This is a genomic window from Afifella aestuarii (genome assembly GCF_004023665.1).
Classification (GTDB): Bacteria; Pseudomonadota; Alphaproteobacteria; order Rhizobiales; family Afifellaceae; genus Afifella; species Afifella aestuarii.
This window is the reverse complement of record NZ_SAUF01000001.1, coordinates 1478790-1504651: the sequence shown is the minus strand read 5'-3', so window position 1 is coordinate 1504651 and position 25862 is coordinate 1478790. Positions and strand designations below refer to the sequence as shown.

The following is a 25862-nucleotide window of genomic DNA, read 5'->3' as shown; positions in this document are numbered from 1 at the left end:
GCGGAAATCCTCCGCGCCGTCTTGAGAGAAAACCTTGCGACCTGCTCAGTTGCCACCGCCATCGCCACCACCCGGCGCAGGCGCCTGGATGTCGACGTTCACGTCTGGCCCACCGCCGCCACCACCGGTGAAGAGGTTCACGCCGCCGAGTGCCAGGAAGAGGATGACGACGAGGACGAGAAGCGCCCCGACGATGAAGGCGAGGAAGGTGTTGCCGCCCGAGCTTTCAGCCATTTCGTTCTCCGTCTTATGTTCCGTGCCACAATGCAGGGCGCACAGGGTTCGTTCCCGCCGCCAGGCGCCTCTCCTCCCCCCGCAGGACCGGCGCTGATCGACACGCACATCGACCATCCTCATGACCAGAAGATGCAGCCGATCGCCGGGTACCGTCTTCGCAGCCGGCAATCGCTCCCTATATCCCTCTTCAAACAGGGAGATCTCTCATGACCGACACCGCCGCCAGGACCGATGGCCAGCATGTTTCGCAATCCGGCTATGATCTGACGCCGATCCGCGGCCCCGAACGCGACAGGCTCGCCGAAAAGCTGACGCCGGAAGAGCGCCACATCATGCTCGACCACGGCACGGAGACGCCCTTCTGCGGCGGTCTTCTCACCAACAAGGAAGATGGCGTCTACACCTGCAAGCTCTGCAGCCTGCCGCTCTTCCGCTCCGTGACGAAATTCGAATCCGGCACCGGCTGGCCGAGCTTCTACGAGCCCTTCGATCCGGAACATGTGCGCGAGATCGAGGACAATTCCCACGGCATGCGCCGCATCGAGACGCGCTGCGCCCGCTGCGACAGCCATCTCGGACACGTCTTCCCCGACGGCCCGCGCCCGACGGGTCTGCGCTATTGCATGAATTCGGCCGCGCTCGAATTCGAGACGGAATGACCGGCGCGCCTGCGAGCTGACACGGCACGATGTCGAAGACGCTGATCCTCATCGGGCTCGCCCTCGTGGCGGCGGGCCTCCTCTGGCCGCTCCTTTCGAGGTTCGGCCTCTTCCGCCTGCCCGGCGACATCGCGGTGGAGCGGGAGAACGTCTCGTTTTATTTTCCGATCACCACAATGGTGATCGTGAGCCTCGTCCTCTCGCTCATCCTGTGGTTCTTCGACAGGTAGGCCGGCAAAGAGCGGAAAAGGCCGCGACCAACGCGGCCGAAAACCTGCCTTGCACTCAACCACAAGCTGCCTCATCCTGCGCTTCGGTCGAGGCTGTGCCGGGGGGAGGCAGATCTCATGCGAACCGCCATTCTAGGGCTGATGTTGGCCGTTATCGCGCCCGCAGCAGCCGAAGCGCAAGTCCCCGCCTTGGAGACAGAAGGCACCGTCGTCTACACCACCACCAACCGACAGACGCGGCTCGGCGAGGGACGCCGTCTCACCGCCCTCGTCCAGAAGGGCATCATCAAGGACAAGAGAGAGGCGAGCCCGCTGCATCTGAGCGCGCAGGATTGTGTGGGAACGCTCTTTACGGCCGAAGGCGAGACGCCGTTTGGCGCCGGGATCTGCACGACCATCGACCATGACCGCGATCTCTGGTGGCTCTCCTGGACCTCGGACGGAGAACGCGGCGGCGAATGGGTCGCCATCGACGGCACCGGCAAATATCGAGGCCTGAGCGGCGGCGGCACCATCCGTGTCATTCTCAACATGAAGGATCGGACGGCGCTCGAATATACCGGCTCGCTCACCTTGAAGCCGCGGCCGCGGCGGCCCTCTAGCGCTGCAGAGACGTCGTCTCCACCTCCCGATACGGATAATGACGAACGACAGCATTGAAATAGGCGCCCGCCGACTGCGCCTCCGTGAGCCCGGTGAAGACGGCTTCCGGGACATGGTCGTAGCGGTAAATGCGGCCCGTCTGGAAAGCGATGAAAAGCGCTTTCTCCGCCGGCACGTAGAGCGCCTGCTTCAAGGCCTCCGATTGAAAGACATGCTCCAGAACATCCATGCGAGCACGTATCTAGGCTTGGCCCCGTGGCCGGCGAGACGGGGGAAGCGGCGAAGCGTCCGCTGAAGAATGCCGATCTGCGGCTTAACATGCGCAAGGTGCCAAGAAACTCTTCGGAGGCCCTCATGTCCTCATCCCTGCATCACTCGGCCTGCGCTCTCGCGATGCTTTTGTCTCTTGCCCCACCGGCCTTGGCGGCGGGAGATGCGCAGGAGGGACAGGCGATCGCCCAGAAATGGTGTGCCGCCTGCCACGTCGTCATGGAGACGCAGACGAGCGCCACGCCCGCCGCACCGAGCTTCGCCGCAATCGGAGAGAAATACCGCGGCAAGGGCCTCGCGGCGCTTGCCGCCTTCCTCGCCGACCCGCATCCGGTGATGCCGGATATGAGCCTGACGCGACAGGAGATCCGCGACCTCACCGCCTATATCGACGCGCTTCGCGGCTGAGGCCTGGCCGAACGCGGCAGTCGGAATCGAAACGGGCCGCACGCGGCGGCCCGTCCATGGAAAAGTCTTCGATCCCCGAAACCGGGGCTCCGCCTCAATTGAGGGCGGTCAGATCCGTCGCCGTCGGCGCGCCATCGCGCATCTCGACGTCGAAGAAGACGATCTGGTCGGGCTGAAGCGTCGCCAGCCCGGCGCGCTCAAGCGCGGTGCGGTGAACGAAAATGTCGGCGCCCTCATCGGGGCGGATAAAGCCGAAGCCTCGGCGGGTGTCGAACCAGACAACGTTGCCTGTGTGCATAATTCGGGTGTCCTTTGACTCACTTTCGCGCCGCGCTCCGCGGCTGCGTTCAGCGATGTGATGGATTGATTGGGAATATGCGCCGCCCGGCTTTCGCGGGGCTTGTGGCGCGGGCAACCATGAAGTCGCCCTGGATGATGAGAATATGGAGGCCGAAGAGGGCCGTTTCAAGGCCGTGTCAGAAGGCCGAAATCGGCTTCCGCGGTCGCCGGCATTGAAATCCGCTTTTCAACCAGTCTCAGCGCGCGGCCGGAATATCGGCCGTCTGGGCCCACGGCTTCAAATCGATGATCGGCGTACCATCGAGACAATCGAGGGCATCGACGACGATGATCCCCCTCTCCTGCTCCACCTCCAGGATGGAGACGAGCGACAACCCGATCGGATTGGGCCTCACGGGAGAGCGCAATGAGAAGACGCCGGCCGGATGCTCGCGGTGCTTCGGTGCCTGAACGATGAGATCGCGTCGTGCCCCGTCCATCCACATGAGCACGAAAACCGCCTGGCCCGGCCGATAATCGGCAAGGCCTGGTCGGTAGGGCTCGTCGATCTGCAGCGAAAAGCCGAGACCCGCTTCGGCCGCTGCTCGCTCGCGCGCCTGACGGATGTTGCGCGGGCATTCGCCGGGTCCAACCCACGGCGTCTTGGCATGACCGATATAGACGAGACCCGCGTCAGGCGTTCGTTCGCCCGGATCGAAGTCGAGTGCGATCTCACCCTCCCGCGTCGGGTTTTCCCACGAACGGGCCCTGGCATGCGATTTTTCCTGTTGCGAGCCGGAGCCCGCCGTTCCGGGATCGTTCCTGTCGTCCGCCATGCGCCTCTCCTTTCGAAGGAGTTAGGCAAAGGTCGCGACGCGGTTCAAGCGTGAGAGCGTCGCAAGCACGAGGCTGCGAGACGGCGGCTGCAGGACGATCGGCCCCGGCAGGCAGGCGAACGCCGACCGTTGCACCACGCCCCAAAAAGATATAATGCTATCTTTATATCTTTTTGAAAGAGGTCTCGATGGGCCTGACGAAACTTGCGCGCGCCGCCCAGGCGCTTGCCGATGAAACCCGGCTCCGCCTTGTGGCGCTGCTTGCCGAGGGCGAGCGCCCCGTCAAGGAGCTCGTGGAAATCCTCGGCCAGTCGCAGCCGCGCATCTCCCGGCATCTGAAGATTTTGACGGAAGCCGACATCATTCGCCGGCTGCCGGAAGGCGCGCATGTCTATTACCGGCTGGCCTCCGACGGCGAAGCGGCGGCGTTGGCGCGGGCAGCTCTTGCCGCCATGCAGACGGATCCCTTGCGCAACGAGACGGATTTGCGCCGCGATCGCGACAGGCTGGAGCTCATCCGCCGCCGCAACCAGGAAACGGCAGAACTCTATTTTGCGCGCCATGCCGAGGAATGGGACCGGCTGCGTTCCCTGCACGTGCCTGAAAAGGAGGTCGAGGCAGCAATCCGCGCCGCGCTGAGCGGCCACCATCCCCGCTCTCTCCTCGACATCGGCACCGGCACTGGCCGCATGCTCGAACTCCTTGCCGATTGCGCCGAGCGGCTGACGGGCATCGATCGCTCGCCGCAGATGCTGGCGCTCGCACGGACGAGCCTGGAACGCGCGGGCCTCTCGCATGTGCGGCTGCGCAGCGGCGATGCGCTCAACCTTCCCTTGCCGCGCGCGTCCTTTGACGTCGTCGTCATCCATCAGGTTCTGCATTTTCTGGAAGATCCGCGGGCGGCACTTTCGGAGGCGGCTCGGGTTCTGGCTCCGGGCGGGATGCTGCTCGTCGTCGACTTCGCGCCCCATCATCTGGAGTTCCTGCGCCAGAATCACGCGCATCTGAGGCTCGGCTTCTCCGACGAGCAGCTCACGCAATGGCTGTCGGCCACAGCCCTCGAGCAATTCTCCATCCAGCATCTCGCCCCCAAGTCTCCGCCCAGGGAAGACGAGCATTTGACGGTCACCATCGCGACAGCCTTCAAGGCCGAAGCCGACGAAGACGCGGAACCCCTCCAGGAAGGAGCGCTCGCATGACGCCTGCAGCCCACCACGCCGCCGGACCGAAGAGGCTCGAGCTCTCATTCGAGTTCTTTCCGCCCAAGAAGCCCGAGCAATTCGTCGCCTTCAAAGACACGGCAGAACGGCTCAAAGCCTTTGCGCCGGATTTCGTCTCCGTCACCTATGGCGCCGGCGGCACGTCGAAGGACCGCTCTTTCGCGGCGGTGGAGATACTGACGCAGGAGGTCGGCCTGCCGACGGCCGCGCATCTCACCTGCGTCTCCGCCGCCTGCTCCGCCACGAACGATGCGATCGCAACCTTTCAGACCTTCGGCGTCAGGCATTTCGTGGCGTTGCGCGGCGACCCGCCGGAGGGGCCCGGCACGCCCTATGCACCGCATCCTGAGGGCTACACCGATACGGCCGACTTGATCCGCGGCCTTCGCCGCATCGACGATTTCGAGATCTCCGTCAGCGCCTATCCGGAGCGCCATCCGGAGAGTCCCGACTGGGACACCGAGATCGACATCCTGAAGCGCAAGGTAGAGGCCGGCGCGACCCGTGCCCTGACGCAGTTCTTCTACGACAATGACGATTTTGAACGGTATGTGGAGAAGGTTGCGGCCGCCGGCATCACGATTCCGATCGTGCCGGGCATCCTGCCTGTGCACCGCTTCGCCGCCGTGCATTCCTTTGCCGGCCGCTGCGGCGCGCGCATCCCGCCGCATCTTCTGCCGCTATCGGAGCTTTCAGGCGAGGCGCATTTCGAAGCCGCGGTCGACCTCGCCGCGCGCCAGATCGACGACCTCGCGCAACGCGGCGTCTCCGGCTTTCATATCTACACGATGAACCAGCACCGCCTCGTCTCGGCGGTCTTGAAAGCGGCAAGAATTTTCGAAGGGGAAAGGACATGCTGCGCGGCATGAGCGCGCCGCGCAGCCGAAGAAGAGTTGAACGTCGCCGATATCACACCGCGCCCAGCACGATCGCGCAGATAAAGACAAAGGCAGATATCAAGGCGATCATGTTGATTGATTTCGCCAGGTTCATGGCATCCTCCCGCATCTTTTACGTCTAAAGTCTAACCCCAAACATTGCTGACAGGAATGTTTTTCGTCATTGCGACGCATTGTTCTCTTCATGCGGCAGGTCGCCGCAGTCAGATTCTCTCCGAAATACCAGCGGTTTAGGCATGCTGCGGCGCGACATTCCCGCTAAGCCGGCATAGATTTTTTTGTTTCCGCGCTCCTCCGAGGGCCTAAACAGACGCTTTCCGACACTGTTTTCGCATCTGGATATGAACTTAGAAGTATTATAGAATACCGTTTTTGCGGAGGACGCGACCTTGCCCCATCTGTTTCGCTTCCTGTTCGTGCACGTCGCGCTTGGCGCTCTCGTCGGCTGGTTGTTCCTGGCGATTCTGCTCGGCTTCGACACCGGCGGTTTGTGGACGCTGATCTCTCACTCATCCACGCCCCTTCTGCCGCTCGCCCTTCTGGCGGCTTTCTTTGCCCTGACCTTCGGCGGCGCGGTGACCGCAAGCGGCGTCCTTCTGTCGGCCGAGGAAGGCGACGAGCCGCCCATCGGCCCGAAACGGCGCCGGCGGCTGCGCCTGGTGGCGCTCCCGTCTCTGTCTCCGCGCCCGGCCCCGCGTCCAGCGGTGGCCGTCGCGGGCGCACGGCGCAGACCCCGCATCCACGATATGGACGAGCTGCACCGGGGCTGATCGAAAGACCTGCGCCGATACGGGAAACACAAAGCGGATAATATGCCGCCGGGTCTTCGCCCGGCCGCCCTGTCCTGCTAAACACCGCCAACGGCGATTCCTGAAGACGACGGGGCCAAAACGATCAAAACCTTCACCGACGCACGCGAGGCTGCGCTGGAGATGCGGCCGGATGTTCCGGTCTATTGTTTCCATCCACAGGTCCTCGCCGAGGACGTTGCGCATTTTGCGCAGGCGTTCCCTGGCAAGACGGCCTATGCCGTCAAAACCAATGGCGAGCCCTTCGTTCTGAAGGCGATCGCCGATGCCGGCGTGAAAACCTTCGACGTCGCCAGCCCGGCCGAATTTGCGGCTGCGCGCGAAGCCTCGCCGAACGCCGAACTCCTCTACATGCACCCGGTGAAGGCGCAGTCGGATATCCGCCTGGCGCTCGAAAGCTACGGCATCCGCACCCTCTCCCTCGACCACGAGGACGAGGTGGCGAAAATCCTGCGGATCGTGCGGGCGCTCGATTTCGATCCGGCAGATCTGACCTTGTTCGTGCGCCTGCAGACCAAGGGTTCGGCCACCTACGAATTGTCGAAAAAGTTCGGCGCCACCCCCGCCCATGCGGTGGAGCTTTTGCAACGCATCGCCGGCATCGGCTTCAAGCCGGCCCTTTGCTTCCATGTCGGCAGCCAGATCGAAGACCCGGAAATCTACGAGCGCGCCCTCGGCTCCGCCGATTGGGTGCGCGCCCGCTCCGGTGTCGAGCTGACGGCGCTCGATGTCGGCGGCGGATTTCCGGCGCCCTACGGCTACGATCCGCGCCGCAAGAAGCGCATCATGCCGGACCGCGACGAGATCATGGCGCGGCTTCGAAAAGATCTGACGGAATGGGGTTTTGCCGACCTGCCGCTCATTGCCGAGCCGGGTCGCGTCATCGTCGCCCGCTCCATTTCGCTGATCGTCCGCGTGCTCCTGAAAAAGGGCAAACGCATCTACATCAACGATGGCATCTGGGCGTCGCTCTCAGATTCCTGGACGGGCAAGATCACCCTTCCCGCCCGCTTCATTCCCGATCCGGCCCGCAAGCGCCGCTCCGGCAATCCGCACGAGATCGTGCCGTTCAAGGTGTGCGGCGCCACTTGCGACAGCGTCGACATTCTCTCGCGCCCGTTCTGGCTGCCGGAGACGGTCGATACCGGCGACTGGATCGAAATCGGCCATATCGGTGCCTATTCCCTGTCGCTTCGAAGCCGCTTCAACGGCTTTTATCCCGACACGGTCGTCGAGGTGGAAACCCCCTTCGACGAAGGCGACAAGCCGGAAGGCTTTGCCGCGATCGAGACCATGGCCGACTGAGCTCCTCCGGCCTTTCAGACCGATTTCAGCTTTGGGACGGATATCTTCATTGTCCGCAGTCCGGGCGATCGCGATGAGCACCTCGATGACCTCCAGCGTCAGCGAGCGCAACGAAAGGTGCGACAGAGGCATGGGTGGACAGGTCCATCCAGAGAGTATCCTCGGCCGCTGCCGGGTTTTCGGCCAGCGCCTGGCGCATGCGCCCGAGCGCTTCCACCGCCTCGACGAATTCCCCGCGCTCCTCGTTATCGTCGCTCTTCATGTCGACCCAGAAGAAACCTTCTGAGAACAAGGAAAGAGCACCGGCGAGGTGGACGGCCGGCGAAAGACCTTCGATATCGCGGATCCGACGGTAGAAGCGCTTATCCAGACGTGTCTCATCAGTTCCATCCCACTGAGCGCGGACAAGGTCATCGGCGACCTGAAGCAACGATTGACGATAGAGGTTCCTTATTTCTTGGTCCGGAAAGCAGTTCTCCAGCGCCGCCCTGTCGGGAATGAAAAAACGATTGGTCAACGACCAGGCCAAGCTCATAGCCCCATCATCGAAGGCTCGGTTGGCCAACGACTGCAATGCGACGAGTGGCAGGAAGGGGCACCGCACCTGTTTGTTGGCGTCGCGAAATGCTTTGAGGCGCTGGAACTCGTCCATCGAAAAGAGCGCTGAAAGATCCTGATCAACCAGCATCTCGTCGATCCGGTCATAACCGCAGGCCAGGGCCAGATAGACGGCCTTCAATGCCGACTGAAGGTCGCCCGCAGCGACATAGGCGCACGCAGCATGATGGAAGACATAGGGGTTCCACCAGGCATCTGCCGCGACACGCTCATAAAGCTCCAAGATGTCGTCGCCGCGGCCGAGGGTCCAGCAAGCGTAGAAATACTTCACCATCAGCCACCAGAAGCGATCGTCAAAAGGCCGTTCGGCGAGAAACGCTTCCGTGTTTCTGGCAAACCAGCCTGCCCCGAACTCGGCGATCAATTGAAGTTGAGCCGGATCGGGATCGTCCTTGGGACAGATCGCCTCGAATTCGTACAGCTCTCTTGGAAGAGGCGGCAGGAGCGTCTTTTCATCAGCCTCCTTCAACGCATCCCACAGCGCTTCCGGGTCATCCGTCCGCTGCCACTCCGGTCCCTCGAACGCGCTTATCACGTCATGAATGATGAGGGCGCCATCCCGGTCGACAAGCCATCCAAGGCTATGCTCGCGCATCCCTCTTTGCCGGACGCGTTCGAGCCGGACCACCTCGACGCTGCCTGGATCGACGGGTAAGGGCTTCCCGCCGAGATAGACCGCCCGTTCGCCGATCAGCAAAGCGTCGCGCGTATAGTAGAGCCGGGTGTCGACATGCCCTTCATTGCCGACATCGTCCAGCACGGTTCCCTCGATCGTGTACCAGCGGCGCTTGTCGCGCGCGTAGCCGCCACCGACATATTCGAAGCTTTCAGGATCCGCGCCCGAAATCACCTCGCCCGTGGGCGTGTAGATCTGTCGATCATCGCGATAGAGGCATCGCTCCATTTCGGGCGCGGTCGGGATGGCCCGAAACGAAGCGGGATCGGTCTCGATCAGGCGACGGCCGACCACCGCATGGCGCGCATCCTTGGCACCCCACGACGTCTGTTCGGCCGTAAAGGCATCGAACCCCGGCAACGGCCATAGCCTGCCGGTGTCGTAATGCGTCGTGAAGTGTCCGTTGTAATGGAAACCTTCAAACAGGCGCACCGGTCTCAAAAGCGTCGCCCGAGGCAAGCGCTCCTTGGCGATCTCACGACGCCGCGTCTCGATCAGCGTGCGAACTCTCCTGCGAATGCGCGCGTCGAGAACGGTACTTCGCCCAATCGCCTCTTGATAGGGCTGCTCGTAGGGCCTGGAGCCGAACATGTATTTGTTAAGCAGGGCGTCGAAGCGCTTTTTCTCATCCTCGTCGAGCCCGTCGTCATCCCGACGCGCACCGCCCTTCTTTGTGAGCGTGAAGGCCGCATCGATCGGATCCGTCAGGAATTTCATCGCTCCTGCCGAGATTAGTAGCCGGCCGCTTGCGCCTTCTGGCATGAAGTCCGCGATCTTCAGGAAGGCGTCGAAGTAAGGCCGTGCCATGATCTCTTCGCCCGTGTCGCCCCAATTGTAGATGAAGGCGAGGAAAGCCGCCGCCTCACTCTTCAGATAGCGCAGGATGAGCCAGTCTTCGCTCCGATCGACGATGATGCTGGCTGCAGGCTCGGCAAAGACTGGGGCTATGGTTTTCAGGAAGCGGTCGAAAGCATCCTTTTCGAGCGGGACATGAGCGGCGAGCAACGACGATTCGGTCATGGGCGACAGCTTCCGATATACCCCGGGGTGAGCGCCTGGTTTTGACTTGCCCACCCATCCTTGCTGGTGAACCTATTAGCGTGACGTCGACTGCGCCGAGCGCTCCCAATAATCCCGGATCGCCTTTTCCAATTGATGCTTCACGTAATTCACGTGAAGGCGTGCGCCCCATAGGCTGAGATCCTCTGGATAGGCTGAAATGCTGGCAAAGCCGACGATGCGATCCTTGTTCACGGTCACGAGTGCGCTCGCCGCGCTTGCGCGTGGGAAATCCTTGATCGTCACCTTAAACGTGTAATAGCCGGTGAAATCGGTGAGATCACCTAAATCGGCGTAGCGGCCGCCCGCAAGAGGCTTCAGGCCGGGCTCGCGTCCGGGCAGCATATTGGTAAGCAGGACCTCCACGAGAACCGATGCGAGCCGTCCTCCGTCTTCGACCCCGTGCGGCACCCTCCCCTCAGCAAGACGAAACGAAAATGGCATGACCCCGGTATTTTCCAGCGGATCGGCATCATCGACGAGGAAACGGATATCGCCTTTACCGTCCAGGGCGGGCGCGGAGAGATTGAGGTCGCGCCAATGAGCCGGAAAAACGATCTCCAGCGTATCGATCTCACCACCCTCTGCGGGGGCATCGAGGCGCACCGTCTTGGCACCTTGAAGGGCGGGATCTTCAGCCGCCGGCTCCACAAATGAAATAGAGCCGACAAAGGTGGCGATCTCCGTCTCAAAACCCGACCAGTCGTCTTCCTCCGCCTCTGCGCGAACAATCAGAAGCGCCTTTCCTCGCCGAAAGACGGAGATGCGCATTCTTAAGCCCGGTTCTGTCGCTTCGCTCGTTCCGAGCGCCTCGCCGAAGACAGCGCTATGCGAAACCGCATCACCGTTGGAAGGAGCCCAGACCGCGGCAAGCAACCGGGCGTAATCGATACCAAGCCCAACCCTTTTCAGGTCAATCTCTGCCGCATAGACGTGGATCTCAGCCCGCCTCTCATCAGAATGCCGGCCAGTCAGCACCTCGCGGAAGACGGGGAAGATTTCTGCGGCCTTGAAGTCGTCTCGTCCCACATTGAGACGCTCCCATTCGAAGCCCTCGGGAGATGCCGATCGGAAAGTAAGCGCGGGAAAGCCTTCTGGCTCGAAGGTGAGCTCGTCCACTGGGCGTTCAAGCAAAGAAAAGCTCGGCTTTTCCCGAGCAGCGCCGGAAGAAGCTCCCACCAAGGCAAACGCCAAGGCGACAAGAAAGAGTCCGATAAAGCGGCGAAGCGGACAGAGTGATTTGCGCCATCCTGCCACTTTTTTTCTCCACCTTCCGCGCCTGACGTCTGCTCTCTTTCAACAGGAAAGCCACAACCGATCCACAGCTCTTATACAATCTGCCCACAACCCGCATACAAGCTCTTAAGCCAGCATCATCTTATCGTCGTCGAGCTGTTTGCCGATCGCACGTCCGAACAGGCTCGAGAGATCCTGGACGGTGAGTTTCGCCCGCTCCTCTTCGGTGAAGTCGAGGACGATGCGGCCGGAATCCATCATGATGGTGCGGTGGCCGACGGCCAGCGCGTCGCGCATCGAATGCGTCACCATCAACGTCGTGAGCTTGCGCGTCTCGGCGATCTCTGTGGAAAGCGCCAGGACTTTCGCGGCAGCACCCGGATCGAGCGCGGCCGTATGCTCGTCGAGAACGAGGATCTTCATCGGCAGAAGCGTCGCCATCAACAGGCTGATCGCCTGGCGCTGCCCGCCCGACAACGTGCCGACCGGCTGCGTCATGCGGTCTTCCAGCCCGATCTCGAGCTTCGCCACCTGGTCGGCGAGCCATTTGCGGTTCTGCCGCGTGCCGAGCGCACCCTTGAGGCCCCGGCTTTTGCCGCGAGCCGCCGCAAGAGCGAGGTTTTCTTCGATCGACAAAGACGAGCAGGTGCCGAGCCGCGGCTCCTGAAAAACGCGCCCCACATGCATCGCCCGCCGGTGCGGAGACCAGGCCGTTACGTCCTCGCCATCGAGATGCACGCTGCCGCGTTCGGGCTTCACCGTGCCGACGACGACCGACAGAAGCGTCGATTTCCCTGCGCCGTTCGAGCCGATGACGGTGACGAACTCGCCATCCGCGATCTTGAGGTTGATGTCGCTGAGCGCCCTCACCTCGGTCGGCGTGCCGGCGTTGAAGGTGACGTGGATGTTATTCAACGACAGCATCAGCCGGCCCTCTTGGCGGCGGGCGCACGGCGCGGCGCCATGCCGGCCCTGCGACGGTTTCTTTGCGCACGCCCCTTGGACAGGACGACCGCGATCGCAACGACGATCGCCGTCACGAGATTGAGGTCCTGCGGCTGAATGCCGATGAAGCCGGCACTGAGCGACAGGGCGATGAAGAGACGATAGACGAGTGCGCCGACGATGCAGCCGAGCGTGGCGACGAAGACCATGCGCCGGCCGAGGATCGCTTCGCCGATGATGAGGGCGGCAAGGCCCGTCACGATCGTGCCGATACCCATTGAGACATCCGCCACGCCCTGAAGCTGCGCGAACAAGGCGCCGGCGAGCGCGACAAGACCGTTGCTGATCGCCATGCCGACGAGCGCCATGCGCCCGACCGCAATGCCCTGCGCCTCCGCCATGGCCGGATTCTCACCGGACGCGCGCAGGGCAAGCCCCAGCTCGGTCTTCAAGAACCAGTCGACGAGGAACTTCGCCGCAAAGGCCACGATCGCAATCAGGACCGTGTTCGTCCAAAGCCCGAAATCGAACCAGGATTGCGCCACGTCGAACACCGTATCGACGTTGTAGAGGGGCACGTTCGGCCCGCCCATAATCCTGAGATTGATGGAGAAAAGCGCCACCATCGTCAGAATGCCGGACAGAAGGTTCATGATGCCGAAGCGCACGTTGAGAAGCGCTGTGACGAGCCCTGCCCCCCAGCCTGCGACGATCGCAAACCCGGTTGCAAGAAACGGATCGACACCGGAGGCGAGAGCGGCGGCCGCAACCGCCGCTCCGAGCGGAAAACTGCCGTCGACCGTCAAATCGGGAAAGTCGAGCACGCGGAAGGAGAGAAACACCCCGAGCGCGACGAGCGAAAACAGAAGTCCCGATTCAAGGGCGCCAGCAAAGGCGAAAAGGCTCATAATTAGCGAACGACCTTCTTCGCCTTGGCCAAAACGTCGTCCGGAATGGTGACGCCCATTTTCTCGGCCGCGGTGGCGTTGAGATAAAGATCCTGGCTGTCGGAAACGGCAACCGGAATATCGGCCGGCGATTTGCCGTCGAGGATATCGGCCGCCATGTCGCCGGACAGGACGCCCATCTTGTAATAGTCGAAGCCGATAGCCGCGATGGCGCCGCGATTGACGGAATCGACGTCGGAGGCAAACACCGGCAGACCGGCGCGCTCGCCGACCGTCACGACACCTTCGAGCACCGAGACGACGGTGTTGTCGACCGGAAGAAGCACGGCGTCCGCCCGTCCGACGAGGCTGCGCGCCGCATCGGCGACGAGCGTCGACTGCGCGGCAGGCGCCTCGACCAGCGTCATGCCGAAAGGCTCCACCGCGGTCTTCAGATCTTCCACCTGCTTGGCCGCATTGGCCTCGCCGGGATTGTAGATGACACCGAGCTTCGTGGCGTCGGGCATCAGCTCTTTGATGAGCTCGAGCATCGGCTCGTAGGGCTGCTGGTCGCTCGTGCCGGTGACGAGACCGCCCGGCTTCTCGCGGCTTTCCACAAGGCCAGCTCCGACCGGATCGGTGACGGCGGCGAAGATCACCGGCGTGTTCTTGAGCGCGTGCTTGACGGCCTGTGCGGAAGGCGTGGAAATGCCGACGGCGAGATCGGGTTCAAGCCCGGCGAATTCGGAGGCGATCTGGGCCTGCGTCGCCATATTGCCCTGAGCCGAGCGCGAAACGATTTTGAGGTTTTCACCTTCCTTGTAGCCGCGTTCCGCGAGACCTTCGATCATCCCATTGCGGACGGCGTCGAGCGCCGGATGCTCGACGATATAGGTGATGGCAACGGTCTTCGTGTCCTGCGCCTTGGATTCCTCGAAGGTCGCGGCGCTGGCAATGCCGAGTGCGAGCGCGGCCAAAGCAAAAGCTTTGAGGGTCTGCATATGTACGCCTTTCGAGATTGAGAGAACGGAAATCTGCCTCATGGCCCCGTGGCAGATCCGATGCCGGCAGATAAGCCGCCGCCCCCCAAGGCGGGCACATCGAACGTCCTGCCAAAGAGTTCGATTTTCAAGATTTTACGCAATAGCACGGCAGAAGCTGCGATCAACGCCTTCCGAGACCAAAGCCTGCGGTTGTTCGTCCGACCGTGAATTGTGCGGACCCGCCGATCATTGAGCGCAGACGCCCGCCACGATAGAAGCCGCCCATTCGTTCAGGACGACAGTCACATGGATCGACCGCGGGTGTATGTGACCGGGGCATCATGCTCTGGCGTTTCAACGCTTGGTACTCTCCTGGCCGAGCGGTTCGGGGTTCCGCATCTTGATGTCGACGACTTCTACTGGATGCCGACCGATCCTCCCTTCAGCACGAAACGCCCGGCCGAAGACCGCGTCCGTCTGATCCAGGAGAGACAGGCCGCGTCTCGGGGGTGGATCTTGACCGGGTCTTTCATTGGATGGGGCGACGCCCTGATCCACAAAGTCGATCTCATCGTGTTTCTGAAGACGCCCACCAGCGTTCGGCTTCAACGTCTCGATCGGCGCGAAGCGGAGCGGCATGGCGCGCGCATTCTGCCGGGCGGAGATATGCACGAAGCGCATCTGGCATTCAGAGATTGGGCTTCACGCTATGACGACCCCACCTTCACGGGGCGCAACATCGCGCAGCACGAGCGCTGGTTGAGCACCCAGTCCGCCCCCGTTCTCCGTCTCACTGGCGAGCGTCCGAGCGAGGATCTGGCGGACGAGGTGGCAAAGGCGCTTGCACCTCGTAGGTCCTCGAACACTGCTTGACGCTGTCGGCACTAAGCCCGGTGGGGCTCGAAGCTGGTGTTCGAGCCCTCACATTTCATTTGTCAGGAGCCTAGCGAATCTTGGCGAGCAGCTCTTCCGTCGGCCAGGCGTCGGCCGGCAGGCCGAGACGCAGCTGTTCGGCGCGCACGGCGTCACGCGTCATCGCGCCCAGAATGCCGTCGACCTTGCCGACCTTATAACCCTTGTCGAGAAGTGCCTGCTGCAACTGCTTCATTTGCGCACCGGACAAACCACTGGACGCATTGCCCATATCGGCACGCGGAGCTCCATCCAGGCGCGTGGCGAGATAGGCGGCCGTCGTGGCGTAGACGAGCGACTGGTTCCATTCCAGGAAGACATGGAAATTCGGATAGGCGAGGAAGGCCGGTCCGTTGCGTCCCATCGGCAGGACCAGAGAGGCGGGCAAAGAACCGCCCGGAAGATTGCCCGAACGCGCCTTCACGCCCCAGGATTCCCACTTGCTCACCGGGATTTTGTTGTAAAGCCCGGCCTCCGCCCAGGGCAGATCGGCCGGAATCACGACCTCCTGCAGCCACGGCTCGTTCGCACGCCAGCCGAGGCGGTTCAGGAAATTGCCCGCGGTCGCGAGAACGTCGGGGACGCTCTTCTTCAGGTTCACATGCCCGTCGCCGTCGAAGTCGACGCCGGAAGCGAGATAATCGGAAGGAAGGATCTGTGTCTGGCCGAGCTCGCCCGCCCAGGCACCCTTCATTTCCGAGCGTGCGAGATCGCCGCGATCGAGGAGCTTCAAGGCGGCGATGAGCTGCGGCCTGAAAAGCTCCGGCCGCCGGCAATCATGCGCAAGGGTCGCAAGCGCGTTGAGCGTATCGAAATCGCCCTGATTGGCGCCGAAATCCGTCTCCAGTGCCCAGAACGCCGAGATCACCGGCCCCGGAACGCCATATTTCTGCTCGATGCGCGAGAAGGTCGAGGCATATTTGTTGAGAAGCGAGCGGCCGTTCTTCAGCCGGTAATCGTTGACCATACGGCCCGCGAACTCGGCAAACGTCTGAGTGAACACGCCCTGCGCGCGATCGCGCGAAATGACCCGCCGATCGAATTGCACACCGGAAAGGGCGGAAAGGCCGCGATCGGAGACGCCGGCTGCGGCCGCCTCCTGCTTCACTCCGTTGAGCCAGGTCGAAAAATCGCCGCCGCATTGCTGAGCGGCAGCCGGCGTCGCAAGGACGAGACCGAAAACGGCCGCCGTCCATACACATTTCGCGCGCATGAGATCTCCTAGTGATTCCCGCGCCCCGCATTCTGGCGCGGCCCCCAAACGATTCAAGAAGTGGGCCTTTTCAAGAAGCGGAGCGCGGATCGGTCAAAACTTTCGCTCAGGCCGATTCCGTCTCGGCGGAGAGGGTCGGATAGTCCGTATATCCGTGCTCGTCTCCGCCATAGAACGTCGCCTGGTCCGGCTCCGCGAGCGGGGCATTCCGCTTGAGCCGCTCCACGAGGTCGGGATTGGAGATGAACGGCCGGCCGAAGGCCACGAGATCGGCCTTCTCCTCTTCGACGGCTGAGATCGCGAGTTCGCGCGTATAGCCGTTGTTGCCGATATAGAGGCCGGCAAAATCCCGCTTCAACGTGGTGACGTCGAACTGTCCGTCCGGCTGGCGGGCACCGCGCGTCTCGCCTTCGATGACGTGCAGATAGACGAGCCGCCTTTCGGAGAGTTCACGCACGTAGGCGCGGAAGAGCATCTCCGGATCGGAATCGGCGATGTCGTTCGCGGGACTGACCGGCGAAATCCGGATGCCGACCCGCTCCGGCCCCCACACATCGACGACGGCATCGACCACCTGCAGCGGAAAACGCATGCGGTTGTCGAGTGAACCGCCATAGGTGTCATGGCGCTTATTGGTCTTGTCGCGCAAAAACTGGTCGAGCAGATAGCCGTTGGCGGAATGGATCTCGACGCCGTCGAAACCGGCACGCTGAGCGTTCGCGGCCGCCTTGCGGTAATCCTCGACGATGCCCGGCAGCTCGTCGGCGCTGAGCGCCCGCGGCTCCACGGCGTCCTTGAACCCCTCCTCGGTGAAGGCCTTGACGTCAGGCTTCACGGGCGACGGTGCGACGGGCAACTGACCGTTCGGCTGCAGATCGGGATGCGAGATGCGCCCGACATGCCACAATTGCAGGACGATCTTGCCGCCGGCTTCGTGCACGGCGTCGGTGACCGCACGCCAGCGCTCCACCTGCAGGTCGGAATGGATGCCGGGTGTCCAGGCATAACCTTTGCCCTGCTGCGTGATCTGCGTCGCTTCCGCGATGATCAGGCCGGCCGAGGCGCGCTGGCGGTAATATTCCACATGCCAGTCCCGCGGGGCGTCGTTCTCGTCGGCGCGGCTGCGCGTCAACGGCGCCATGACGATGCGATTGGCAAGCGGTACGGGGCCGAGATCAATCGGCTGAAAGAGCTTCGACAATGTCTCAGACATAAACTTCCCTTCTCAAAGCGGCGGGCGAGTGTCGTTGCGCATCTAACTAGGTGCGGTGCAAAATCTCGCCAGTCATGACGGCCGCGCAAAATCGCCTACTCGCCAGGCCGGCATCAACAAAGGCCGCAAGGTTTCGGTTCGGTCAAGTTGCCGTGTAGTGGCGCAGCCGGCGTTGCAGCACATGCAACTCCCGCTAAACTCATTCAGATGAAGGCTTGATGGGAGAGAGGGCCATGCCGCCGCCTTCGCCACTCCGCCGGCTGCGGATGAGGGGACGCGCCTCCCCTGCCATCAGCCGCCCAGTCGCCCGCTCGATTGCCCACACAATCGGTGCCGCCATCATTGCCCTTGCAGCTTCGATCGGCCCCTTTGGCACAGCGGCAAACGCCGCGCCCTTGCCCGTTCAGGAGCGGACGGAACGTCAGACACCGAGCCGCTGCCTCGCGATCGCAGAAGCCGCCCCACCCACGCTCTATGCGAGCTATCGCCGCCTCGACGCGCCCGCACGGCACCTCGTCCAGGGGAAGCCCTTCGCCTTAAGACCGCCCGAGCAGGGCGAGGTGACGATCCGCTTCGTCGGTCACGCCACCTTTCTCATCGAAAGCCCAGAGGGCGTGACGATCGCCACCGATTACGACGGCTGGGCCGGCGGCGTGACGCCGGACGTCGTCACGATGAACCACGCCCATTCCTCGCATTACACCGACCAGCCCGATCCGGCGATCGCCCATGTCCTGCGCGGCTGGAACCCACAAGGCGGCGAAGCCCACCACAACCTCACCGTCGGCGATGTCCTCATCCGCAACGTGCCGACCGACATTCGCAGCTTCGGCGGGCGCGAGACGGCGGCCAATTCGATCTTCATCTTCGAGACGGCGGGCCTTTGCATCGGCCATCTCGGCCACCTCCACCACGTGCTGGCGCCCGAAGATCTCGGTATCATCGGCCAGCTCGACGTCGTCATGGTGGCAGTCGACGGCTCCTACACGATGAGCCAGGACGCGGTCGTGGAAACGCTGAAAGTTCTGAAGTCTCGCCTCGTCCTGCCCATGCATTATTTCGGCATGGGCACGCTGCAGCGCTTCCTCTCCCGCCTCGGCGAGGATTTTGCCGTCGAGATCAACCCAAGCGCGGAAACCACGGTCTCGGTCGCCACCCTGCCGCTCGACCCGAAAGTTCTGGTTCTGCCCGGACACTGAGACCGCAGCCGTCAAAACCGTCTCGGCCCTTGCCTCTCCCCTCCTCCGGCGCGACCACTTGCCGAGGGGCGCAACAGCTGCAATTGCTGGCAAACGGACAAGATGGCGCAAAAATCGGAAAAACTCAGTCTCGTCGAGGTGACCGCTCTCGGCATCGGCGGCATGATCGGTGGCGGCATCTTCGCCGTTCTCGGCCTGGCGATGGCGACGGCCGGCCACGCGGTTGCGCTAACCCTCGCAGGTGGCGGCGCGATCGCACTTCTGACGGGCCTCTCCTACGCCCGTCTCGGCCTCACCTTTCGCGATGATGGCGGCAGCTTCACCTATATCGAGAAGGCGTTCGCGGCGCCTGCGATCGCCGGCGTCGCGGGCTGGCTGCTGGTGGCTGGCTATGTCGGCACGCTCGCCCTTTATGCGAGCGCCTTCGGCGAATATGGCGCAAGCCTTCTGCCCAAGACCATCGATCCGGCCTGGGCGCCGGGTGCCTTGGGCGCCTTCGTCCTCGGGCTCTTCCTCGCCATCAATCTCGTCGGCGCGAAAATCTCCGGCGGCGTCGAGCTCGGCGTCGTCGCGATCAAGCTCGCCATTCTTGCGCTGTTTGCAGCCGTCGCCATGGGCGGCATCAAGGCCGACCATTTCGTGCCGGTCTTCAATCTCGGCATCGCCGCGCCGATCGCCGCGATCGCGCTCATTTTCGTCGCCTATGAAGGCTTCGAACTCATTCCGAACGCCGTCGATGAAATGGCGAACCCGGAGCGAAACCTGCCGCGGGCGATCGTCATCGCGATCCTCGTCACCACCGCGATCTATGTCGTCGTCGCGATCGCGGCTCTCGGCAATCTGACGCCCCAGGAGATCCAGAAGGATCAGGAATACGTGCTCGCCGTCGCCGCTCGCCCGACACTCGGTGCGGCGGGCTTCACGCTGATCGGCATCGCCGCCCTCCTCTCCACCGCCTCGGCCATCAACGCCACGCTCTTCGGTGCGGCGCGCCTCGCCATGGTGATGGCACGCGAACATGCCCTGCCGAAAATCTTCTCCATGCGCGAGCGCACCCGCCCGGTGCCCTTCGTTTCCCTGATCGTCCTGACGGTACTTGCGATCGCCTTCACGCTCGCCGCACCGCTGCAGGTCATCTCCACCTTTGCGAGTGCCACCTTCCTGGTGATCTTCACGGCGGTGAACCTCGCCGCCTTCCGGCTCGCACGGCGGATCAAGATGTCCCCGCTCCTGCCGCTCACAGGCAGCGTGCTCGCCGCGGCGAGCTTCGCCGTCCTGATGTGGCACACCTGGCAGGAGGACAAGGTGAGCCTCGCCTGGCTTGCCGCGGCTTACGGGACCGCGATCCTCGTGGAAGCGGCCCTCATCTGGCGCCGCGGCCCACGCCGACACACGAACTCGCCGGGCGAGACAAAAGCCTGACCGAAAGCCTCAAAAAGCAAGGGGCGCCGAAGCGCCCCAAACCAAGACCGTATCTGAACCTCACCGCGTCAGCGGCTTGTATTTGATCCGCCGCGGGTTTTCGACGGCGTCGGTGCCGAGGCGCCTCTTCTTGTCCTCTTCGTAAGCCTCGAAGTTGCCTTCGAACCATTCGACATGGCTGTCGCCTTCGAAGGAGAGGATGTGCGTCGCGAGCCGGTCGAGGAACATGCGATCGTGGCTGATGACGACGGCACAGCCGGCGAAATCTTCGAGCGCCTCTTCAAGCGCCGCCAGCGTCTCCGTATCGAGATCGTTGGTCGGTTCGTCGAGCAGCAGAATGTTGGCGCCCGATTTCAGCATCTTCGCGAGATGCACACGGTTGCGCTCACCGCCGGAGAGCTTGCCGACCGGCTTCTGCTGGTCGCCGCCCTTGAAGTTGAAGGCGCCGACATAGGCGCGCGAATTCATCTCGCGCTTGCCGAGCTGGATCACCTCCGCCCCGCCGGAAATCTCCTGCCAGACGCTCGCGTTCGGATCCATGTCGTCGCGGCTCTGATCGACATAGCCGAGGATGGCCGTATCGCCGAGACGGATCTCGCCCGCATCCGGCGTCTCCTGCCCCGTCAGCATGCGGAAAAGCGTCGTCTTACCGGCGCCGTTCGGGCCGATAACGCCGACGATGCCACCCGGCGGCAGCTTGAAGGAGAGGTCTTCCATCAAAAGCTGATCGCCGAAGCCCTTCGTCAGCCCCTCCGCCTCGATGGCCACGTCGCCAAGCCGCGGGCCCGGCGGAATAACGATCTGCGCATCGCGGCTTGCCATGCGTTCCTGATTCGCTTTCAGAAGCTCGTCATAGGCCTTGATGCGGGCCTTGGACTTCGCCTGCCGCGCCTGCGGCGAGCGGCCCATCCATTCGCGCTCGCGGGCGATCACCTTCTGGCGTGCCTCGTCCTCGCGCGATTCCTGCTGCATGCGCTTCGACTTGGAATCGAGATAGGCCGTGTAATTGCCCTCGTAGGGGATGCCGCGGCCGCGATCGAGCTCGAGAATCCAGCCAGTGACATTGTCGAGGAAGTAGCGGTCGTGGGTGACGATCAGGACGGCGCCCGGATACTGCTCCAGATGCTTTTCGAGCCACGCCACGGTCTCCGCATCGAGATGGTTCGTCGGCTCGTCGAGGAGGAGAAGATCGGGCTCTTCCAGGAGCAGCTTGCACAGCGCCACGCGGCGGCGTTCACCACCGGACAGGACGTTGACGTCCGCGTCGCCCGGCGGGCAGCGCAGCGCCTCCATAGCCATGTCGACCTTTGAATCGAGATCCCAGAGATTGGCGCTATCGATCTGATCCTGAAGCTTTGCCGCCTCTTCCGCCGTCTCGTCGGAATAGTTCATCATGAGCTCGTTGTAGCGGTCGAGAATCGCCTGCTTGGCGGCGACCCCTTCCATCACGTTGCCCTTGACGTCTTTGGCCGGGTTGAGCTGCGGCTCCTGCGGCAGGTAGCCGACGCGTGCGCCATCGGCCGCCCAGGCCTCGCCGGTAAATTCTTTGTCGAGCCCGGCCATGATGCGCAGAAGGCTCGATTTACCGGAGCCGTTCGGGCCGAGGACACCGATCTTGGCATCCGGGTAGAAGGACAGATGGATATTGTCCAAAACCTTCTTGCCGCCGGAATAGGCCTTGGACAGGCCGGACATATGATAAATGAACTGGCGCGCCATGGTCGCCGATCTCCGTTGTCTTCGGGATGCGAGGGAATTTCAGCCCACATAAGCGAGGCGGCCGCCGGGAGCAATGGCGTCGCGGTCAGCGCCTGCGCCCCATCTCTGCCACATCTTCTTCCTATCGACCCGCCACAGACCTTGCTTCGAAGCCTTTCACCGCGCGCATAACCATGCTGCAACGCCAAAAAAAGCATGTTTCCGTGGCAACCGAGTGCTATGAGGCGCGTTAGGAACGCGGGCGCTCGGCCCGCGTCTTCTCCGACAACATGAGTTGAGTATGGACAGGCGGGCCTTCCTCGTTGCTTCTCTGGCAGCCGCGGCATCAAGCGCAAGCGGCAACGCATTCGCCCAGAGAGGCGCTTCCCCAGACACACCTGAAAATCCGGCACCCGACATTGCCGCGCCTCCCCCAAGCAACAACGCGTTTACGTGGGACAGCCTGAAATCTCAGGCGCGCGCGCTTGCCGAGCGCCCGTTCAAAGAGGCTGACGACGATCTGCCGGCCCAATTCGCCGATCTCAATTATGCGCAGTTCCGCGAGATCGAATACCGGCGCGAAGCCCGTCTTTGGCGCGACGAAGGCCTCGCCTTCCAGTTGGACTTTCTCCATCGCGGCGCGCTGTTCAAAGAGCGGGTCAACATCTTCATCGTCGAGAACGGCGAGGCCCATCAGGTGGCCTACAACCCGGCGATGTACAACTTCCGCCAGGCACCGCAGCCGCCCGAAGGTATCGATATCGGCTTCTCCGGCTTTCGCGTCCACAACCCGATCAACAGCCCGAATGTGTGGGACGAATTCCTCGTCTTTCAGGGCGCGACCTACTTCCGCGCCGTCGGCCAGGGCCAGTATTACGGGCTGTCCGCACGCGGCCTCGCGCTCAAGACCGGCGATCCGGACGGCGAGGAATTTCCCCGTTTCACCACCTTCTGGATCGAGAAGCCGGAACCTGGCGAAGAGGTTTTGAACATCTATGCCCTCCTCGACAGCGTGTCGACGACGGGGGCCTATCGCTTTGTCGTGCGTCCGGGCCGCGACACGGTGATCGAGGTCACGGGCGAGCTCTTTCCGCGCCAGCCTCTGCACCATATCGGCCTTGCGCCGCTCACCTCGATGTTCCTCTTCGGTCCGCTCAACCGCACGGGCTTCAACGATTACCGCCCGCAGGTCCACGACAGCGACGGCCTGCAGATGCTGACCGGCAACAATGAGTGGATCTGGCGGCCGCTCGCGAACTATCCGACGCTGCAATCCTCGTCCTTCATGGATCCCGCCCCGCGCGGCTTCGGTCTCGTTCAGCGCGCCCGCGATTTTCAGGATTTTCAGGATCTGGAAGCCCGCTACGAGCGCCGCCCGAGCGTCTGGATCGAACCGATCGGGACCTGGGCCAACGGCCAGGTGGAGCTTCTGGAAATCCCGACCGACAAGGAAATCCACGACAACATCGTCACCTTCTGGCGACCATCCTACGATGTGACCCCCGGCGCGCCCTATTCCTTCGCCTACCGCATGCGCTGGACCGACCGGCCGAAAGCCCCTGCCGGTTCGCTTTACGCCGCCGACAGCCGCGCCGGGCGGAACTTTCACGACACGAGCAACCTTTACGTCATCGATTTCATTCCCGAAGAAGGCACTCTTCCGGCCTTTGACGGCCTGTCGTTGGAGGTCTCCGCCAATCACGGCGCCATCAAAGGGCAGGTCTTGCAGCCGAACCCGCTTGTTGGCGGTGTCAGAGCGACGTTCCTCTTTGAGCCGGAGGATCAGTTGACGGAGTTTCGCGTGCGTCTCGTCGCTGATGGCGAGCCCGCCAGCGAAACCTGGCTCTACCGTTGGGTTCCCGAATGAGCGAGCAGAAGCACGACCATCCTGACGAACGTGTCTTGAGGCCCTTCGGGCCGATGCCGCCGCAGCATCCGCTGGCGATGCCCCATCAAGACTTTTCGAAGGAGCCGGTCGATGCTCTGCCGCGCAGCAACCCGGCCGCGGCGCGTTATGCGCGGCTGATCGCGATCCTGACGGCGGGCGGCCTCATCTATTACGGCGTGCACGAGATGATCGCCGTCGTCTCGGCGGGCGGCATCACGATTCTCGAAGGGATCATGACGATCCTCTTCGCGATCACCTATTCCTGGATCGCGATGTCGACGAGCTTTGCCGTTGCGGGCCTTCTCGCCCCCCGCCCTCTGCCGACGCCGCCGGTTCCAAAGCACCCGCTGAAGAGCCGCACTGCGATCGTCATGCCGGTCTATAACGAAGATGCCGACATGGTCGCCGCCAGCCTTCAGGCGATGGCGGAAGACATCGCACGCGCCGGTCAGGCGCACGCCTTCGAGATCGTCGTCTTGTCGGATTCCAATCGCGCCGAATCCCTGGTTCGTGAAACGCTGGCAATGCATCGCCTCACCGATGCGCTCGCCGGCACCCTGCCGGTCTGGTACCGCAGACGGGCGATCAATTCGGCCAAGAAGGCCGGCAACATCGAGCAGTTCGTCGCCAATTGGGGTGGACGTTACGACTTCATGCTCGTCCTCGATGCCGACAGCCTGATGCGGGCGGACACTGTGCTGCGCATGGTGGCGCGCATGGAGGAGGATCCCAATCTCGCCCTCTTCCAGAGCGTGCCGCGGCTTTTCGACGGAAACTCGTTCTTCGCACGGATGCAGCAGTTTGCCGGTGCCGTCTATGGGCCGGTCGTCGCCGGCGGCATGGCAGCCTGGCAGGGCTCCGACGGCAATTACTGGGGCCACAATGCGATCATCCGCACGCGCGCTTTCGCCAAGGCTTGCGGCCTCCCGCCGCTGCCGGGCGCCCCGCCCTTCGGCGGCCATATCCTGAGCCACGATTTCGTCGAGGCGGCGCTTTTGCGCCGTGCCGGCTACAAGGTGGAGATGGCCACCGACCTCGTGGATTCGTGGGAGGAAAGCCCGCCGTCTCTGTTGGCGACGGCCGTGCGCGACCGGCGCTGGGCGCAGGGCAATCTGCAGCACTCCAAGGTGATCGGCGCCAAGGGCCTTGCCGGTCCCTCGCGTCTGCACTTCTTCATCGGCATCATGAGCTACCTCTCCTCGCCCTTGTGGCTGCTCCTGATCCTTGTCGGTCTGGTTCTCGCCGTGCAGGCGAAGCTCGTCACGCCGGTCTATTTCGGCGACGATCATCAGCTCTTCCCGAACTGGCCCGTCTTCGATTCAGAGCGCATGTTGACGCTCTTCGTCTTCACACTCGTGATTTTGTTCATTCCGAAGATCTTCGGCACGCTGCGCGTGATTTTCTCCAGGCGCCTGCGGCGCGCCCATGGCGGCGCGGCGGCCGTCACGCTGAGCATGCTCCTCGAAATCGTCGCCTCCACCCTTTACGCCCCGATCATGATGCTGCTGCAGAGCAGGCATGTCTGGGACATCTTGCGGCGCAAGGATTCCGGCTGGGCACCGCAAAGCCGAAAAGGCGGCAGCGCCGAGGCCTGGTCGGCGCTCTGGGGGACACACCGTACCCATGTCCTCTTCGGCATTTTCCTCACCGCCGTCGCCATCTTCGTCTCGCCCGCCATCCTTGCCTGGCTGTCGCCGATCGTTATCGGTCTCGTCTTCTCGCCGCTTCTGTCGCGCTGGAGCGCCAGCGAGGAGATCGGCAACACCCTGCGCGGCATGAAGCTTCTGCTCATTCCGGAAGAGGTCGAGCGGCCCGCGATAGCGTGCGCGCGCGACGAAATTCTCGCCGAACGGCCCGAGCTTGGCGACGATCCCCTGGCGGCGGTCGCGCAATCGTCCGATCTGCGTCAGGCCTATTTCGCATGGCTGACGCCCCCGGCCCCCAAGGACCGCGGTCAGGTCGACCGCTTCCTCCTGAGCGCTGCCAAGAAGATCTCGGATGCCACAAATCTGTCCGAAGCGCTTGCCTGGCTCGACCCGCAAGAACGCCTCGCCGTCGCCGCCCATCCGTCAGAGATGGAGCGGCTGGCAAAGCTCGCAGCGGCAAGCCGCTCCCGCGAAGAAGCGGCAGCCTGACCCCATCCTCATACCGGACTATG

The 25862-nt window shown here is 63.0% G+C and carries 26 protein-coding genes; 14 read left to right on the top strand and 12 right to left on the bottom strand.

The features are described from left to right. Nucleotides 1–45: 45 nt before the first annotated feature. Nucleotides 46–234 carry a hypothetical protein gene (locus EO094_RS07045; RefSeq protein WP_128291516.1) on the bottom strand — a complete coding sequence of 63 codons (189 nt, stop codon included), beginning with the start codon at nucleotides 232–234 and terminating at the stop codon, nucleotides 46–48. 209 nt (nucleotides 235–443) lie between these two features. Between EO094_RS07045 and msrB the strand changes: the two genes are divergently transcribed. From msrB to EO094_RS07030, 3 genes are all read left to right on the top strand, one after another. Then, nucleotides 444–896: a peptide-methionine (R)-S-oxide reductase MsrB gene (gene msrB, locus EO094_RS07040; protein ID WP_128291515.1), complete on the top strand. Its 453-nt coding sequence runs from the start codon at nucleotides 444–446 to the stop codon at nucleotides 894–896. A 29-nt stretch (nucleotides 897–925) separates the two neighbouring features. Further along, nucleotides 926–1126, top strand: coding sequence for a DUF2905 domain-containing protein (locus EO094_RS07035; RefSeq protein ID WP_128291514.1), 201 nt, complete (start codon nucleotides 926–928; stop codon nucleotides 1124–1126). 117 nt (nucleotides 1127–1243) lie between these two features. After that, a complete protein-coding gene (locus EO094_RS07030) occupies nucleotides 1244–1786 on the top strand; it encodes a hypothetical protein (protein ID WP_128291513.1) in 543 nt (180 codons plus the stop codon). On the opposite strand, the gene EO094_RS07025 is transcribed toward EO094_RS07030, so the two are convergent. Further along, nucleotides 1725–1958, bottom strand: a complete 234-nt coding sequence (locus EO094_RS07025) for a KTSC domain-containing protein (protein ID WP_128291512.1) — start codon at nucleotides 1956–1958, stop codon at nucleotides 1725–1727. The two genes, EO094_RS07030 and EO094_RS07025, sit on opposite strands and share 62 nt — an antisense overlap. A gap of 125 nt (nucleotides 1959–2083) precedes the next feature. Between EO094_RS07025 and EO094_RS07020 the strand changes: the two genes are divergently transcribed. Continuing rightward, on the top strand, nucleotides 2084–2407 hold the full coding sequence (locus EO094_RS07020; protein ID WP_128291511.1) for a c-type cytochrome: 324 nt from the start codon (nucleotides 2084–2086) through the stop codon (nucleotides 2405–2407). Between the two features lie 94 nt (nucleotides 2408–2501). Here EO094_RS07020 and EO094_RS07015 read toward each other — a convergent pair whose 3' ends face one another. Next, nucleotides 2502–2705, bottom strand: a complete 204-nt coding sequence (locus EO094_RS07015; protein WP_092810980.1) for a cold-shock protein — start codon at nucleotides 2703–2705, stop codon at nucleotides 2502–2504. 238 nt (nucleotides 2706–2943) lie between these two features. Further along, nucleotides 2944–3522: a TrmO family methyltransferase domain-containing protein gene (locus EO094_RS07010; protein ID WP_128291510.1), complete on the bottom strand. Its 579-nt coding sequence runs from the start codon at nucleotides 3520–3522 to the stop codon at nucleotides 2944–2946. A 188-nt stretch (nucleotides 3523–3710) separates the two neighbouring features. Between EO094_RS07010 and EO094_RS07005 the strand changes: the two genes are divergently transcribed. The 5 genes from EO094_RS07005 to EO094_RS06990 all read left to right on the top strand — a co-directional run bounded on the left by EO094_RS07005 (nucleotide 3711) and on the right by EO094_RS06990 (nucleotide 7755). After that, entirely contained in the window at nucleotides 3711–4721 is a 1011-nt protein-coding gene (locus EO094_RS07005) for an ArsR/SmtB family transcription factor (protein WP_128291509.1), read from the top strand. Next, entirely contained in the window at nucleotides 4718–5611 is an 894-nt protein-coding gene (locus EO094_RS07000; RefSeq protein ID WP_128291508.1) for a methylenetetrahydrofolate reductase, read from the top strand. The genes EO094_RS07005 and EO094_RS07000 overlap by 4 nt, the downstream gene beginning before the upstream one ends. Beyond that, a complete protein-coding gene (locus EO094_RS18405) occupies nucleotides 5596–5763 on the top strand; it encodes a hypothetical protein (RefSeq protein WP_164879577.1) in 168 nt (55 codons plus the stop codon). The genes EO094_RS07000 and EO094_RS18405 overlap by 16 nt, the downstream gene beginning before the upstream one ends. Before the next feature lie 267 nt (nucleotides 5764–6030). Further along, the gene (locus EO094_RS06995) at nucleotides 6031–6411 is read left to right on the top strand and encodes a hypothetical protein (RefSeq protein ID WP_128291507.1); all 381 of its coding nucleotides are present in this window, start codon (nucleotides 6031–6033) and stop codon (nucleotides 6409–6411) included. A gap of 162 nt (nucleotides 6412–6573) precedes the next feature. Then, entirely contained in the window at nucleotides 6574–7755 is a 1182-nt protein-coding gene (locus tag EO094_RS06990; RefSeq protein ID WP_207145344.1) for an alanine racemase, read from the top strand. 46 nt (nucleotides 7756–7801) lie between these two features. Here the strand turns inward: EO094_RS06990 and EO094_RS06985 are convergent, their stop codons facing one another. The 5 genes from EO094_RS06985 to EO094_RS06965 form a co-directional block, all read right to left on the bottom strand. Then, nucleotides 7802–10069 (bottom strand): DKNYY domain-containing protein, encoded by a 2268-nt coding sequence (locus EO094_RS06985; RefSeq protein WP_128291506.1) that lies wholly within the window; start codon nucleotides 10067–10069, stop codon nucleotides 7802–7804. Nucleotides 10070–10144: 75 nt separating this feature from the next. After that, entirely contained in the window at nucleotides 10145–11227 is a 1083-nt protein-coding gene (locus EO094_RS06980; protein WP_128291505.1) for a hypothetical protein, read from the bottom strand. A 243-nt stretch (nucleotides 11228–11470) separates the two neighbouring features. Then, a complete protein-coding gene (locus EO094_RS06975) occupies nucleotides 11471–12268 on the bottom strand; it encodes an ABC transporter ATP-binding protein (protein ID WP_092810968.1) in 798 nt (265 codons plus the stop codon). Beyond that, nucleotides 12268–13197, bottom strand: coding sequence for an ABC transporter permease (locus tag EO094_RS06970; protein ID WP_128291504.1), 930 nt, complete (start codon nucleotides 13195–13197; stop codon nucleotides 12268–12270). The genes EO094_RS06975 and EO094_RS06970 overlap by 1 nt, the downstream gene beginning before the upstream one ends. Nucleotides 13198–13199: 2 nt before the next feature. Next, nucleotides 13200–14153 carry an ABC transporter substrate-binding protein gene (locus EO094_RS06965; protein ID WP_425455860.1) on the bottom strand — a complete coding sequence of 318 codons (954 nt, stop codon included), beginning with the start codon at nucleotides 14151–14153 and terminating at the stop codon, nucleotides 13200–13202. 312 nt (nucleotides 14154–14465) lie between these two features. Between EO094_RS06965 and EO094_RS06960 the strand changes: the two genes are divergently transcribed. Beyond that, nucleotides 14466–15032, top strand: coding sequence for an ATP-binding protein (locus EO094_RS06960; protein WP_128291502.1), 567 nt, complete (start codon nucleotides 14466–14468; stop codon nucleotides 15030–15032). A gap of 70 nt (nucleotides 15033–15102) precedes the next feature. Here the strand turns inward: EO094_RS06960 and EO094_RS06955 are convergent, their stop codons facing one another. Together EO094_RS06955 and EO094_RS06950 are read right to left on the bottom strand one after the other, a co-directional pair. Next, nucleotides 15103–16284: a lytic murein transglycosylase gene (locus EO094_RS06955; protein WP_128291501.1), complete on the bottom strand. Its 1182-nt coding sequence runs from the start codon at nucleotides 16282–16284 to the stop codon at nucleotides 15103–15105. Between the two features lie 106 nt (nucleotides 16285–16390). Further along, complete coding sequence (locus EO094_RS06950) at nucleotides 16391–17497, bottom strand: alkene reductase (RefSeq protein WP_128291500.1); 1107 nt, start codon at nucleotides 17495–17497, stop codon at nucleotides 16391–16393. A 233-nt stretch (nucleotides 17498–17730) separates the two neighbouring features. Here EO094_RS06950 and EO094_RS06945 point away from each other — a divergent pair, with 233 nt between their 5' ends. Both EO094_RS06945 and EO094_RS06940 read left to right on the top strand, forming a co-directional pair. After that, nucleotides 17731–18696 (top strand): MBL fold metallo-hydrolase, encoded by a 966-nt coding sequence (locus EO094_RS06945; RefSeq protein WP_246008378.1) that lies wholly within the window; start codon nucleotides 17731–17733, stop codon nucleotides 18694–18696. A 102-nt stretch (nucleotides 18697–18798) separates the two neighbouring features. Continuing rightward, the gene (locus EO094_RS06940; RefSeq protein WP_128291499.1) at nucleotides 18799–20118 is read left to right on the top strand and encodes an APC family permease; all 1320 of its coding nucleotides are present in this window, start codon (nucleotides 18799–18801) and stop codon (nucleotides 20116–20118) included. 60 nt (nucleotides 20119–20178) lie between these two features. Here EO094_RS06940 and ettA read toward each other — a convergent pair whose 3' ends face one another. Continuing rightward, a complete protein-coding gene (gene ettA, locus EO094_RS06935; RefSeq protein ID WP_128291498.1) occupies nucleotides 20179–21837 on the bottom strand; it encodes an energy-dependent translational throttle protein EttA in 1659 nt (552 codons plus the stop codon). 280 nt (nucleotides 21838–22117) lie between these two features. Between ettA and EO094_RS06930 the strand changes: the two genes are divergently transcribed. Together EO094_RS06930 and mdoH are read left to right on the top strand one after the other, a co-directional pair. Continuing rightward, entirely contained in the window at nucleotides 22118–23683 is a 1566-nt protein-coding gene (locus EO094_RS06930; protein WP_128291497.1) for an OpgD/OpgG family glucan biosynthesis protein, read from the top strand. Next, entirely contained in the window at nucleotides 23680–25839 is a 2160-nt protein-coding gene (gene mdoH, locus EO094_RS06925; protein WP_128291496.1) for a glucans biosynthesis glucosyltransferase MdoH, read from the top strand. The genes EO094_RS06930 and mdoH overlap by 4 nt, the downstream gene beginning before the upstream one ends. Nucleotides 25840–25862: the final 23 nt, after the last annotated feature.